At 64.8% G+C, this 13,045-nt stretch carries 13 protein-coding genes; 10 read left to right on the top strand and 3 right to left on the bottom strand.

The annotated features are described in order from the left end of the window. Positions 1 to 164: 164 nt before the first annotated feature. From QZY03_RS14115 to QZY03_RS14125, 3 genes are all read right to left on the bottom strand, one after another. Positions 165 to 1,586 carry a HAMP domain-containing sensor histidine kinase gene (locus QZY03_RS14115; RefSeq protein ID WP_295582057.1) on the bottom strand — a complete coding sequence of 474 codons (1,422 nt, stop codon included), beginning with the start codon at positions 1,584 to 1,586 and terminating at the stop codon, positions 165 to 167. After that, complete coding sequence (locus QZY03_RS14120; protein ID WP_295582133.1) at positions 1,583 to 2,257, bottom strand: response regulator transcription factor; 675 nt, start codon at positions 2,255 to 2,257, stop codon at positions 1,583 to 1,585. Before QZY03_RS14120 ends, QZY03_RS14115 begins: the two co-directional genes overlap by 4 nt. A gap of 202 nt (positions 2,258 to 2,459) precedes the next feature. Continuing rightward, positions 2,460 to 3,989 carry a DegQ family serine endoprotease gene (locus tag QZY03_RS14125; RefSeq protein ID WP_295582059.1) on the bottom strand — a complete coding sequence of 510 codons (1,530 nt, stop codon included), beginning with the start codon at positions 3,987 to 3,989 and terminating at the stop codon, positions 2,460 to 2,462. Here QZY03_RS14125 and QZY03_RS14130 point away from each other — a divergent pair. The 10 genes from QZY03_RS14130 to QZY03_RS14175 all read left to right on the top strand — a co-directional run bounded on the left by QZY03_RS14130 (position 3,949) and on the right by QZY03_RS14175 (position 13,025). Beyond that, positions 3,949 to 4,788, top strand: coding sequence for a hypothetical protein (locus tag QZY03_RS14130; protein WP_295582061.1), 840 nt, complete (start codon positions 3,949 to 3,951; stop codon positions 4,786 to 4,788). The two genes, QZY03_RS14125 and QZY03_RS14130, sit on opposite strands and share 41 nt — an antisense overlap. Before the next feature lie 56 nt (positions 4,789 to 4,844). Beyond that, positions 4,845 to 5,033: a hypothetical protein gene (locus QZY03_RS14135; protein ID WP_295582063.1), complete on the top strand. Its 189-nt coding sequence runs from the start codon at positions 4,845 to 4,847 to the stop codon at positions 5,031 to 5,033. Positions 5,034 to 5,137: 104 nt separating this feature from the next. Beyond that, the gene (locus QZY03_RS14140) at positions 5,138 to 5,632 is read left to right on the top strand and encodes a DUF1269 domain-containing protein (RefSeq protein WP_295582065.1); all 495 of its coding nucleotides are present in this window, start codon (positions 5,138 to 5,140) and stop codon (positions 5,630 to 5,632) included. Positions 5,633 to 5,913: 281 nt separating this feature from the next. Continuing rightward, positions 5,914 to 7,395, top strand: coding sequence for a DUF4139 domain-containing protein (locus QZY03_RS14145; RefSeq protein WP_295582067.1), 1,482 nt, complete (start codon positions 5,914 to 5,916; stop codon positions 7,393 to 7,395). A 113-nt stretch (positions 7,396 to 7,508) separates the two neighbouring features. Then, positions 7,509 to 8,477 (top strand): tRNA (adenosine(37)-N6)-dimethylallyltransferase MiaA, encoded by a 969-nt coding sequence (miaA, locus tag QZY03_RS14150; protein WP_295582069.1) that lies wholly within the window; start codon positions 7,509 to 7,511, stop codon positions 8,475 to 8,477. A 301-nt stretch (positions 8,478 to 8,778) separates the two neighbouring features. Further along, on the top strand, positions 8,779 to 9,027 hold the full coding sequence (gene hfq, locus QZY03_RS14155) for an RNA chaperone Hfq (RefSeq protein ID WP_020506904.1): 249 nt from the start codon (positions 8,779 to 8,781) through the stop codon (positions 9,025 to 9,027). 83 nt (positions 9,028 to 9,110) lie between these two features. Further along, positions 9,111 to 10,394, top strand: coding sequence for a ribosome rescue GTPase HflX (gene hflX / locus QZY03_RS14160; protein WP_295582134.1), 1,284 nt, complete (start codon positions 9,111 to 9,113; stop codon positions 10,392 to 10,394). A gap of 292 nt (positions 10,395 to 10,686) precedes the next feature. Next, the gene (gene hflK, locus QZY03_RS14165) at positions 10,687 to 11,865 is read left to right on the top strand and encodes an FtsH protease activity modulator HflK (RefSeq protein ID WP_295582072.1); all 1,179 of its coding nucleotides are present in this window, start codon (positions 10,687 to 10,689) and stop codon (positions 11,863 to 11,865) included. Then, the gene (hflC, locus tag QZY03_RS14170; protein ID WP_295582083.1) at positions 11,862 to 12,737 is read left to right on the top strand and encodes a protease modulator HflC; all 876 of its coding nucleotides are present in this window, start codon (positions 11,862 to 11,864) and stop codon (positions 12,735 to 12,737) included. Before hflK ends, hflC begins: the two co-directional genes overlap by 4 nt. 105 nt (positions 12,738 to 12,842) lie before the next feature. After that, positions 12,843 to 13,025, top strand: a complete 183-nt coding sequence (locus QZY03_RS14175) for a DUF2065 domain-containing protein (RefSeq protein ID WP_295582085.1) — start codon at positions 12,843 to 12,845, stop codon at positions 13,023 to 13,025. The last annotated feature ends 20 nt before the right edge of the window (positions 13,026 to 13,045 follow it).

Consider the following 13,045-nt stretch of genomic DNA (forward strand, 5'->3'; position numbering starts at 1 on the left):
CCCTGACGGTGTCAGGCCAGGATGGCCTGACTACGCACCCGGCGAGCCCAAGTGGCCGGGATTACGATCAAGGCCGGCGCCGCGCTGAACGCTGATGCCGCGATGGCTGCGAGGCCCCATCGCGGCCGGAGGCCGCTCCCACGGCGGAGGTTCGGGTTCCGGCGTCAAGCCGCCGCCGTGGTCGGTGGCAACTGCACCTGAACGCGCAGCCCGGGGTGGTTGTCCAGCAGCGCGATGGCGGCGCCGTGGAGTTCGACGACGGCCTGGACCAGACTGAGCCCCAGGCCGCTGCCGGGGGTGGAGCGGCTGCCGTCGGCGCGGAAGAAACGCCGGAAGACCTCGTCATGGAGATCGTTGGGGATGCCGGGTCCGTTGTCCGCGACCGTGATGACGACGGCCTGCTCCGTGGTCGTTACCGACAGCGCGATCAGTCCGCCCTCCGGGGTGTATTTCACGGCATTGTCGACCAGATTCCCCAGGGCCTGGAACAGCAGATCCCGATCGCCGATCACCCAGGCGGTGTCCGCGGTGTGCAGGGCCAACTGCTGTCCCCGGTCCGCCGCGACCGGTTCGTAGAGTTCGGCCAGGTCCGCGACCAGCGGGGTCAGGTCCAGTGGCGCAAAGGCCGCGCGCTGTCCGCCGGACTCGATGCGGGCGATGCGCAGCAGGGCGTTGAAGGTGCCGAGCAGTTCGTCGGCATCGGCGATGATCTCCTCAGCCGCAGCCGCGGCCGGGTGGCCCTCCCCGAGGTCGGTCCGCAAGAGTTCCAGCTTGGTGCGCAGGCGGGTCAGGGGGGTCCGCAGGTCGTGGGCGATGTTGTCCGACACCTGGCGGACGCCGGCTATCAGGGTTTCGATGCGCGCCAGCATGTGGTTGAGCCCGGCGGCGAGTTGGTCGAAGTCGTCCCCGCTGCCGGCCAGCGGAATGCGCCGGGACAGATCGCCCTCCATGATTTCGCGGCTGGTCTGGTTGATCGCCTCCAGACGCCGTAGCACCCGGTGGCTCATGACCCAACCGCCGAGCAGGGCCAGCGCCGCGGTCAGTGCGAGCCCCCAGGTAAGGGCCTCAAGGATCAGTTTTCGGGTAGCCTCCAGGTCGCGCACGTCACGTCCAACCAACAGGCGCAGATCGCCGTGCAGCGTGAAGACCTGGGCGCGGGCGGCGTGATCGTCGTTGTGGCGCGGCCCGCGTTCGAGCAATCGGAAGCGGACCCAGCCCGCGGCGTCGGGGACTCCGGCGGGCCAGCGGTCGAGGTTGCCAATCAGCGGCTTGAAGTCCTTGTCCGCCAGCAGATAGACGCCGGCCCCGCCGGGGTCGCGGACGATGCGTTCGCGGATCACGTTGGTCAGTCCGGGCAATCCGCGTTGCCGGTATTGCTCGGCCAGACCTTGGATCTCGGCCGCGATGGTCGCGTCGGTCTGCTGATCCATGAAGCCCGCGGTCGACCAGTAAATGAAGCCGAGCAGGATGGCCGCCGACACCGATAGCAGCAGGACGTAGAGGGTGGCCAGCCGAAAGCTTGAACTGCGCAGCACCTGGGTCGCGCGCAGCCGCAAGTCGCCGGCGCGCCGGCCGACGGCGGTCATTGGGCGCGCAGCAGATAGCCGGCGCCCCGTACCGTTTGCAGGAGGGGCGGATCGAATTCCTTATCGATCTTGCCGCGCAGGCGGCTGATGTGCACATCAATGATGTTGGTTTGCGGGTCGAAGTGATAGTCCCAGACCTGTTCCAGCAGCATGGTTCGGGTGACCACCTGGCCGGCATGGCGCATCAGATATTCCAGCAGCCGGAATTCACGCGGCTGGAGTTGGATGGGATGGCCGGCGCGGGTCACCTCACGCTTCAACAGGTCCATCTCCAGGTCGAGGACGCGCAGGCGGGTCTGCGGGGCGTCCGCCTGACCTCGCCGCAACAGGGCCTCCAGGCGCGCGTGCAACTCGGAGAAGGCGAAAGGTTTGACCAGGTAGTCGTCGCCGCCGGCACGCAGGCCCGCCACGCGGTCGTCCACCTCCCCGAGGGCGGACAGGATCAGCACCGGTGTGTGGTTGCCCGAGGCGCGCAGCGTGCGCAGGATCGCGACCCCGTCCAGTCCCGGCAGCATCCGGTCGAGGATCAGCGCGTCGTAGTCGCCGCCGGCGGCCTGCAACAGCCCCTCGCGCCCGTCCGCCGCATGGTCGGTGAGCACACCCACCTCGCCCAGGGCTTTGCGCAGGTAGTCCGCCAGTTGGCGATCGTCTTCGATCAATAGCACGCGCATGGGCGGGTTATCCCAAAAAAAAGCGGCCATCTTCCAGCCGCCGTCATCGTAGGCTCGGCATGGTACCGTGAAAATCACCCGGCGACCCCGTGGGAGCGGCCTCCGGCCGCGATGCGGTGCTACGGTGAATACCGCGCGATCTCGCGAGGCCTCATCGCGGCCGGAGGCCGCTCCCACAGTGATCGTCAGCCGCCGGCTGGCTTCACGCAGCGAGCGGCACCGCGATGAACATCGGCCGCCCATCCTTCTCGATCCGCAGCATGACCGCGCTGCGCTTGGCTGCCACGGCGGCGCGCACGGCCTCGTACACTTGCGCCGGGGAGTCGACCGGCTGTCCGCCGACCATCGAGATCAGACTGCCGGATTCGACGCCGGCCTCCGCGGCGGGGCTGCCGGGCTGGACCCGGGCCACGTAAACGCCGTTGCTCGCCGGACGCAGCCCTTTTTCCTGCCGTAGTTCAGGCGTAACGGAAACCAGATAGAGTCCTAGTTTAGTTTCGTCTTGAGTCGCGGCGGGTTGTACCTCATTCTTCGCCAAGGTCTCGCTGCCGGGCATGGCGCCGATGGTCACCGTAACGCTCAGCGGTTTGCCGCCGCGCACCAACTCCAGATTCAAGCGGGTGCCTGCCTTGGTGTCGGCGATCAACTTAGGCAGATCCTTGTAATCTTTGATCGGCTGATCGCCGGCCTTGAGGATGACGTCGCCGGGCTGCAACTCGGTGCCGGCGGCGGGGCCGTCAGGGAGGATATCGGCGATCAGCACACCATCCGTCCCGGTGAGACCGAGCGCACCCGCGATGTCCTCGGTCACCGGCTGGATCTGCACGCCGAGCCACCCGCGGGAGACCCGGCCGTCCTGGCGCAGATCGGCGACGACCTTCTTTACCGTTTCCGCGGGGATGGCGAAGCCGATACCGACGTTGCCGCCGGTGGGCGAGTAGATGGCGGTGTTGACGCCGATCACCCGGCCGTAGACATCGAACAAGGGGCCGCCCGAGTTGCCGCGGTTGATCGGGGCGTCGATCTGCAAATAATCATCATAGGGGCCGGCATTGATGTCGCGACCGCGCGCCGAGACGATACCGGCGCTGACCGAACCGCCCAACCCAAACGGATTGCCGACCGCCAGCACCCAGTCCCCGACGCGGGTCGCGCTGGCATCGGCCAGATCGACGAAGGGCAGGGTGCGACCGGCGTCGATCTTGAGCAGTGCCAGGTCGGTCTTATCGTCACGCCCCACGACTTGCGCCTGGTGCTTGCTGCCGTCGTTGAGGGTGACGGTGATCTCGTTGGCGCCCTCGACCACGTGATTGTTGGTGACCACCAGGCCGGAGGCGTCGATCACGAAGCCGGAGCCGGCCCCCTCCGCGCGTTGGCGTCCCGGCATGTTGGGCTGGTCGAAGAAGTGTTTGAAGAACTCATCCAGCGGCGCCCCCTCGGGCAGGCCCGGGTGTTGCCGGGGCATCAGGTTGGTGGTTGCGGCCTCGGCGATCACCGTGACATTGACCACGGCCGGCGATACCCGCTCGGCCACATCGGCGAAGCTCGGCATGGCGGGCGCGACGATGGCGGCCGCGCCGGTCGCGGCGGCCTGGGGCGCGGGGGATTGGGCGGCGACCCCGCCGCCGATCGCCAGGGCCAGGGCCAGGGCCACCGCGGCGGCGACGGCGGTGCGGGTCAGGGTGTTGCCGGTGCTGGACTGGGAATGCGTTGTCGGAGTATGCGAGGACATGATTTCTTTCCTGCCGAGCGATCGGCTCATCACGGGGTTGTTAGCGACGCCGGCGAGCCGAGTTGGCCGCGCGTCTTGGTCCCGAAGTGTGGGACATTGCGGCGTCTTCGACCTTTCCGGCGGGTTAAATTTTGGTCAGAACACGGCGGTTGCAGCGCGCGGCTTAACTGTGTACCGTACTGCCGATGACACCCCGATCCACCCAACCGATTCAAGGAAATACCCCATGAAAAAACAATCGTTGATCCTGGCTATGGCGGCCTGTCTGTCGCTCGGTGCCGTTGGCCTCATGCCCGTGGCCAGTGCCGATACCACGACTCCGCTCGCCGGCGCGGTCACTGTTTCCGAACTGACCGGTGAGGTCGTGGCGATCAACAAGGAGACGCGCCAGATGACGATCCGGACCCCGGACGGCTCGTTCGAGGTTCTGGATATCCCCGCCGAGGTCAAGCGGATCGACCACATTGAAGTCGGCAACAAGGTCGCGATCACCGAAACCGAGGCGGTGCTGGTCGACGTGGAAAAGGGCCGCGACGCGGGTTCCATGGGCTCGGTCGAGAAGACCACGGTGAAGCCGGAGGCGGGGACCAAGCCGGCCGGGACCATCACCACCAAGCTGAAGCTTTACGGCAAGGTGGAATCAGTCGATCGGGCCGCGTCCCAGGTCACTATTCGGGGGCCGGAAAAGCTGGTCACCCTGTCCGTGAAGGACAAAGCCATCCTCGATCAGCTCAAGCCGGGTGATGGGGTCATTGCCACCTATGTGCGCACCATCACCGGCAAGGTCACTTTCAACTAAGGTGATTGACCGGCGCGCCCGGCGGCGGGCCGGTTCACCGTAACCGGGAGACTGACATGCAGCCGATCGAGCAGATCGAAATGGATCGCTATCGGGCGGAACTGGATGACGACGTCCGGCACCTGGTGAATAAATACTCCAGGATCATGGGATGGGATGTGCCGGAGCTTGATGAAGTGGCCGCCCGCGCCCTGATCCTGCAGGCCCTGCGCGATGCGGTCGCCAAGGTTGAGGCGGTCAAGTAAAGGGTCCAGTCGTTGTCGTTAGTGAAAGATTCCCAGGGCGCGATCGTCACGCCTCGCCGCTCCCTTATCCACCCACGCGAAACAGCAATCAAGAGGAAGAACCAGTGAGCAATCTGATCGTTATCTCCTTTCCGGAAGAGCAGCTTGCATTCGAGATGCGCGCCGCACTCGTCAATTTGCAAAAGGAATATCTGATCGAGATGGAAGACGTGGTGATCGTCACCAAGGACGCGAAAGACAAGGTCAAGCTGCATCAGGCGATGAACCTGACTGCCGCGGGTGCGGCCACCGGCAGTTTCTGGGGCCTGCTGATCGGGCTGCTGTTCCTTAATCCGCTGCTGGGTGCGGCAGTCGGCGCCGGCGCCGGTGCGCTATCCGGACGCTTCACCGATTTGGGCATCAACGATCAATTTATGAAAGACCTGGCCGAGGGCTTCCAGCCGGGCTGCGCCGCAATCTTCATCCTGGTGCGCAAGGCCACGGCGGATAAGGTCCTGGAAGGGCTGGAGCAGTTCAAGGGTAAGGGCAAGGTGATCCAGACCTCCTTGACCAAGGATGACGATGCCACGCTGCGCGCCTTCATCGAGGCACAATCTTGAGGTGATTGCCGGGTAAGGATCGACGGACCTGTGCTGTGGGGGGCGACCAAAGTCGCCCGGCCTTGATCGTAATCCCGGCCGGCGGCGTGCGTAGTCAGGGCTTCCAGCCCTGACGGTGTCAGGCCAGGATGGCCTGACTACGCACCCGGCGAGCCCAAGTGGCCGGAATCTTGATCAAGGCCAGTCGCCCCTACATCCCTGCAGATTTTGCAGGTATGCGCAGTCCGGATGCGCAAGCCCGGGAATTGCCTAACACCATCACTGCCAGCGCCAGGAGCCCCATGCAGCACGCCCAGCCTTTTTCACTCTGCACCAGCCCATTGCGATCGGCCGCTGCCCTGGCCGCGCTGTTTATCGTCAATCCGGGAGCCGCCATGGAGACCACCGACACCGCCGCGACCATCCAGGAACAGCGGATTGATGACACCGCGCAGCAGGCACTGGCCGTCACGATTTACAACGACAATCTCGCGCTGGTGAAGGACCTGCGTGAACTCACGCTGGTCCAGGGCGAGAACCGGCTTGCCTGGCGCAACTGCTCCGGTCAGATCAGGCCCGAGACCGCGCTCCTCTCCGCGACCTCGGGGACCGCCGCGGTCACCCTGTTGGAGCAGAATTTCGATTTCGATCTGCTGACTCCGCAGAGCCTGCTCAAGAAATACGTCGGCCGCAAGGTGCAGGCCATCCGCACCGCGGACGACGGGGTGCGGACGACCGAGGATGCCACCGTGCTTGCCACCAATGAGGGTGTCGTTCTGCGCTATGCCGACCGGATTGAAACGGATGTCGTCGGTCATCTTGCGTTCCCGGACCTGCCGGCGGACCTGCGGGATCAGCCGACTTTGGTCCTGCATCTGGAGGCCGCGCAGGCCGGTACCGGCACTTTCGAGTTGTCCTATCTGACCGGCGGGCTGTCCTGGAAAGCCGATTACGTGGCCGATCTGGCCGCCGACGGCAAATCGATGGACCTGAACGGTTGGGTGACGCTGACCAACAGCAGCGGGGTCGCCTATCGCCAGGCTAAGCTGCAACTGGTGGCGGGTGAGGTCAATCAGGTCCGGCCGGACCTGCCGCCGCCGATGATGGCGCGCACGATGGCCGCGCCGGCTGCCGCCCCGATGCCGCAGGAGGAGGCCCTGGACGAATACCATCTGTACACCCTGGCACGCCCTACGGACGTTCTCAACAATCAGACGAAGCAGGTGGCGCTGCTCTCCGCCCCGCGGATCCCGGTGACGCGGGAACTGGTGGTCCGCGGGCAGCCCTACAGTTACCAGTCCCAGTCCGCGGATGGTTGGAACAAACTGCCGGTCGCCTCGACCCTGAACTTCACGAATCAGGGCGGGAGCCTCGGCGTTCCCTTGCCGGAAGGGGTGGTGCGGGTCTACTCCAAAGACAGCCGCGGCAATGCCCAATTCATCGGCGAGGATCGCATCGATCACACTCCGAAAAACGAGACGGTCACTCTGAAGCTCGGCGAGAGCTTCGACGTGACCGTTCGGCGCAAGCAGACCGAATTCAAAAAACTCAGCGGCTCGAGCGCCTACAACTACGCCTATGAGGCCGCTTTCGCGCTGGAGATCAAGAACGCCAAGCCCGACGCGGTGACGGTCAAGGTCGTTGAGGACATTCCCGGCGACTGGAAAATGGTCCAGCAGAGTCAGTCTCACACCAAAGAGGCGTCCAACCTCGTTTCCTGGCAGGTCCAGGTTCCTGCTGATGGCGCCGCCACGCTCAGTTGGCGGGTGCAGACCCGGTTCTGACGCCTTTCGACGCGTTCAGGTGATGCGCGGACCACCGTTCGGCAGACCCGCTGCGGCCATGGGTGCGGCGGTAAGGGCGCGGGGGCGGTGGGAACGCGACGCGAGGTTGGCGAATGGGTTCTGACTGTCTGCCGGAGTCCGACCAGCGCCCGCTGGCCATTCTACTGATGGGTCCGACTGCGGCGGGCAAGACCGATCTCGCGGTGGAACTGGTGCATCGCTTGCCCTGCTCCATCATCAGTGTGGACTCGGCCATGATCTACCGGGGCATGGATATCGGCACGGCCAAGCCGGGTCCGGAGGTGTTGGCGCAGGCGCCCCACCGGCTGATCGACATCCTGGACCCCAGTGAGTCGTACTCGACCGCGCGCTTCCGGGCCGATGCCCTGGCCGCCATGGCGGCGATCACCGCCGCGGGTCGCATTCCACTCCTGGTGGGTGGGACCATGCTCTATTTCCGCGGGTTGCAGCAGGGTTTGGCGTCCCTGCCGGATGCCGACCCGCGCGTGCGTCAGGCGTTGCTGGAGGACGCGCAGCGGCTGGGCTGGGCGGCGTTGCATGAGCGGCTGGCGCGCCTGGATCCGGCAACTGCGGCGCAGGTCCACCCGAACGATCCGCAACGCATCCAGCGCGCCCTGGAAGTCCATGCCATCAGTGGCGAGCCGATGAGTGTCCTGATCCGGCGTACCCAGGGTCAGGGCGCCGAACTGCCCTACCGGTTGCTCAAGCTGGTGCGCGCTCCCGCGGATCGGCAGACCCTGCACGCGCGCATCGAGCGGCGCTTTTGCGGGATGGTCGAGCAGGGGCTGGTCGGGGAACTGGAGGCCTTGTGGCGTCGCGGGGATTTGGGGGAGGACTTGCCCGCCATGCGCTGTGTCGGTTATCGACAGGTCTTGAAGTTTATTCTTGGCGGATACAATTTCGACGAGATGCTGCACCGCGGCACGATCGCCACCCGGCAGTTGGCGAAGCGTCAGATGACCTGGCTGCGGGCCGAAACTGACGGCCATTGGCTCACCGACGACCAGACCGCGCTGGAGCGCGCCTTGGCACTGATCGCGGCGGAGCACCCCTTGCGCTGAGTGCGCGGTGCTCGCGCGGTCGCTGTCCGGTACAACACTCAGCAAGTATTGGAAAATCGTAATGGCTTTCTCGTTCCCGCTGGGTGACACTACAGGAATCTATTGCGTGGAACAGCATGTCCCGGCTGCAACCCACGTGTTGGAGCGTCTGACCTGGCCCTTGTCAACGTACCGGTCACGATGTGTGCCACGATGTAAGCACCGTCGGGGCGGCGGTTCGGCGCCAAGCCGACCATCAGCGTCAGGCGATCCATTTGAGCCGGGCAAGCTTCGCGAAACGACTACAACAAGGAGAATAAACATGTCCAAGGGCCAAAGCCTGCAAGACCCTTTCCTCAATGCCCTGCGGAAAGAACGCATCCCCGTCTCGATCTTTCTCGTCAACGGGATCAAGCTGCAAGGCCAGATCGAGTCGTTCGATCAGTTCGTCGTGCTGCTGAAGAACAACGTCAGTCAGATGATTTACAAGCACGCGATCTCGACCGTGGTGCCGGCGCGCAATGTGAAATTGCCGGCTGGCGATGAGATCGAGGAGCCAGGCAATAGCTAAGTTGCGCGGACGTTCTGTGGCCAGACGGATCACCGGCGCGGTTCACGGGTTAGCGTGCGGATGTCCCGATGCCTAGCGATCTGGTGTTCGAGCGGCCCGCATCCGGCGAGCGTGCCGTGCTGGTACAGTTGGACCTCGGCGGCGCGGTGGCACTCGACGAGCGTGAGGAGTTCGACCAACTCGCCCGCGCGGCCGGTGCCGAGGTGGTTGGAACCCTGGGCGGTACGCGCGCCCGGCCGGACGCGCGGCTCTTCATCGGTTCCGGTAAAGCCGATGAGTTGAAGGATCTGGTCGCGGCAGCAGGGGCAGATCTGGTGGTCTTCAATCATCCGCTGTCCCCGGCGCAGGAGCGCAACCTGGAGCGTCTGCTCGAATGTCGGGTCGTGGACCGGACGGGCCTGATTCTCGATATCTTTGCTCAGCGTGCCCGTTCGTTCGAGGGCAAGCTCCAGGTCGAGTTGGCCCAACTGCGCCACCTGTCGACCCGCCTGGTGCGCGGCTGGACTCACCTTGAGCGGCAGAAGGGCGGCATCGGTCTGCGCGGTCCGGGTGAGACTCAGCTCGAAACCGATCGGCGGTTGCTGGCCAAGCGCATCGCGCTGCTCAAGCGGCGACTGGAGGGCATCGAGTCCCAGCGGGCCCAGGGGCGGCGCGCGCGCGAGAAGGCCGAACTGCCCGTGATTTCCGTGGTCGGCTACACGAATGCCGGCAAATCCACGCTCTTCAATCGGCTCACCGAGGCTGGGGTGTTCGAGGCCGATCAACTGTTCGCCACCCTGGATCCAACCCTGCGGCGACTCGCTCTGCCCAATGGCGGGCGGGCGCTGTTGGCGGATACGGTCGGGTTCGTCAGTCGACTGCCGCACGAGCTGGTCGCGGCCTTCCGCGCCACCTTGGAGGAGACCCGCAATGCGTCGCTGCTGCTGCATGTGGTCGACGCGTCCGCCGGCCACCGGGCGCGGCTGATCAGCGACGTGGAAACAGTGCTCGCGGAGATCGGCAGCATGGACATTCCGCGGTTGGAGGTCTGGAACAAACTCGATCTGCTGGCGGATGAACCGCCGCGCCTGGAACGTGACAGTGTCGGTCAGCCGACCCGTGTCTGGCTGTCCGCCCGTTCGGGTGCGGGGATCGACCTCCTGCTGACCGCCATCGCGGAATTGACCGGGGGCGCGAATACCCGCCATCAGGTGCGTCTCGGCCCCGGTGACGGGCGGCTGCGTGCCTGGGTGTATGCTCACGCGCGCGTCCTGGCCGATGCGCCCGACGCGGAGGGCGGTTGGACTATGGAAATCCTGATCGCGCCCGCGGACTTGCAACGTTTTCTGGCGCACGAGCCCGAACGCGCGCAGGTGCTCCTGCACTGAGGTTGCGTGAGCGAGCCCGTCATCCGGTCGCATGCGGCGGCGCAACCGGTTCCCATTTCCCTACTGTGGCGTTTGCACCGCCGCGTCTGGCTGCCTACAATCACCTGTTGGCTGTCCGACCGTGCCGGCGACCAGGTGCGCGGGTTGATTAAGCGGCCAGGCGGCTGCATCTTGACAAACTGAGTGACAAGCGGTGTTTCGTGCCCAGTCCCAATCACTATGGAATCGTCTGACTCCCAAGTCGGTCGATCCATCCCATTCAGTCTCACGCGCAGAGATAGACGGAGTAGCTATGGCCTGGAATGAGCCAGGTGGCGGCAACAAAGACCCCTGGAGCGGCAAGAGCGGCGGGGGCGGCGAATCAGGGCCGCCCGACCTCGACGAGGTTGTCCGCAAGCTTCAGGAAAAACTTGGCGGCCTCTTCGGCGGCAACCGGCCGGGCGGCAACAAGTCCGGCGGCGGGGGCGGCGGGTTCAACCTGCCGACCGGCAACCTGGGAAAGCCCGCCGTGGCGATCGTCCTCGGGGCCGTGCTGTTGGTTTGGCTGGCCACGGGTACGTACATCATTGCGCCCGCCGAGCGCGGGGTGGTGCTGCGTTTTGGTAAATATGTGGATACCACGGATCCGGGGCTAAACTGGCACATCCCCTATCCAATTGAGTCGGTGGAAAAGGTCAATGTCGACGAGGTGTCCTCGTTCAGCCACCAAGCCGCCATGCTGACCAAGGACGAGAACATCGTCGACGTGGAGTTGACCGTTCAGTCCCGCATTCAGGATGCCGCGCAGTTTCTGTTCCAGGACCAGAACCCCGAAGGCACGTTGAAAGACGCAACCGAGACCGTAGTCCGCAAGACGATCGGCGGCAGCAAACTGGACTTTATCCTGACCGAGGGTCGCGGGGCCATCGCGATCACCATTCAGGAGCGTGTCCAGGAGTTGATGAATCTGTACAAGACAGGTTTGCTGGTCACCTCGATCAACATGCAGCCGGCTAAGCCGCCGGATCAGGTCAAGGAGGCATTCGACGACGCCATCAAGGCGCGAGAGGACAAGGAGCGCTCGGAAAACCAGGCCGAGACTTACTCCAACCAGGTTCTCCCGCAGGCGCGCGGCGAAGCGGCCCGGATCATCGCCGACGCCAAAGCCTATCGTGATAAGGTGGTTGCCGAGTCCGAAGGTGAGGCTGCCCGCTTCAGCGCCGTGCTGGCCGAGTACAAGAAAGCACCGGAAGTGACGCGTGAGCGGCTCTATCTCGACACCATGGAGAAGGTGCTGAGCGGCACCAACAAGATCGTGCTCGACACTCAGGAGGGCTCGAATAGTATGATGTACCTGCCGCTGGATCAGTTGGTACGGCAACGTCAGACCGTTGCCGAACCTCAGCAGCCGTTGATCGTGTCCCCGGTCGAGACCGAGGCGCGGCCAGGGACGGCGCGTCCGGTGGACCGTGATCGGAGGGCGCGTCAATGAGCAAGTACAAGTCCTTCCTGCCGGCGTTACTCGCTGTCCTGGTCCTGCTGATCTACGCGTCGACCTTCGTTGTCAACGAGTGGCAGACGGCAATCAAGCTGCAGCTTGGTTCCATCGTCGGCAGTGACTACGCGCCCGGGCTGCATTTCAAACTCCCGATCGTGCAGGATGTCAAGATCTTCGATCGCCGGATCCAGACACTGGACGCGCCGCCACAGCGTTTTCTGACCGTCGAGAAGAAAGACGTGATTGTCGATTCGTACGCCAAGTGGCGGATCAGCGATCCGGCGCAGTATTTCCGTTCCACCGGCGGTAACGTCAGCCGGACCTCGCGGCTGCTGGCCGAGCGGATCGGTAGCAGTCTGCGCGACGAGTTCGGCAAGCGCACCATTCAGGAAGTGGTGTCCGAGGATCGTACCGAACTGATGGAAGAACTGCGCAAGCGCAGCGACCTGCAGGCGAACGAACTGGGCGTTGAGATCGTCGATGTGCGGGTCAAGAAAATCGATCTGCCTCCCGAGGTGAGCGAGTCCGTGTATATGCGGATGCGCGCCGAGCGTGAGCGGGTGGCGAGCGACCTGCGCGCCAAGGGCAAGGAGGCGGCCGAGCGGATTCGCGCGGATGCGGATCGCCAGCGGACCGTCACGCTGGCCGATGCCTACAAAGAGTCAGAGCAAGCGCGCGGCGAGGGTGATGCCAAGGCGTCCGAGATCTACGCCAAGGCCTACACCGAGGATGCGGATTTCTACGCGTTCTATCGCAGCCTCGGGGCCTATCGCGGGGCTTTCAATTCGGGAGGCGACATGATGGTTCTGCAGCCCGAATCGGAGTTCTTCCGCTACTTCCGCTCGCAGAGCGGCGAAGCGCCGTAATGGTCATGGCGCGGATTGAGGTCGGCCGGGCCCCGTGGGATTCCGGTCCGCGAGGCCTGTCCGCCGCCTGGTGTGCCGCGTTTGCCGGTCATGCGGGTGAGCGGCGTGCATGAACTTCTTGCTGCCGCCGCGCTGCTCCTGGTAATCGAGGGCATCTGGCCCTTCTTGAGCCCAGCGACCTTTCGACGCGCCTTGCAGAGCGTCGTCGCGGAGGCGGATGGCCCGCTCCGGCTGGCGGGGCTGGTCAGCATGTTGGCCGGCGTCGCGCTGCTGTATTTAGTCAACTAACGGCTGGTCAACCAACGGTC

Source organism: uncultured Lamprocystis sp. (assembly GCF_903933125.1).
Lineage (GTDB): Bacteria > Pseudomonadota > Gammaproteobacteria > Chromatiales > Chromatiaceae > Thiodictyon.

Excerpts from the sequence above, each read along its gene's own strand:
- QZY03_RS14145 (WP_295582067.1), top strand. The coding sequence starts at position 5,914 with ATGCAGCACGCCCAGCCTTTTTCACTCTGCACCAGCCCATTGCGATCG.
- hflK (WP_295582072.1), top strand. The coding sequence starts at position 10,687 with ATGGCCTGGAATGAGCCAGGTGGCGGCAACAAAGACCCCTGGAGCGGC.
- QZY03_RS14120 (WP_295582133.1), bottom strand. The coding sequence starts at position 2,257 with ATGCGCGTGCTATTGATCGAAGACGATCGCCAACTGGCGGACTACCTG.
- QZY03_RS14125 (WP_295582059.1), bottom strand. The coding sequence starts at position 3,989 with ATGTCCTCGCATACTCCGACAACGCATTCCCAGTCCAGCACCGGCAAC.
- QZY03_RS14135 (WP_295582063.1), top strand. The coding sequence starts at position 4,845 with ATGCAGCCGATCGAGCAGATCGAAATGGATCGCTATCGGGCGGAACTG.
- miaA (WP_295582069.1), top strand. The coding sequence starts at position 7,509 with ATGGGTTCTGACTGTCTGCCGGAGTCCGACCAGCGCCCGCTGGCCATT.
- hflC (WP_295582083.1), top strand. The coding sequence starts at position 11,862 with ATGAGCAAGTACAAGTCCTTCCTGCCGGCGTTACTCGCTGTCCTGGTC.
- QZY03_RS14115 (WP_295582057.1), bottom strand. The coding sequence starts at position 1,586 with ATGACCGCCGTCGGCCGGCGCGCCGGCGACTTGCGGCTGCGCGCGACC.
- hfq (WP_020506904.1), top strand. The coding sequence starts at position 8,779 with ATGTCCAAGGGCCAAAGCCTGCAAGACCCTTTCCTCAATGCCCTGCGG.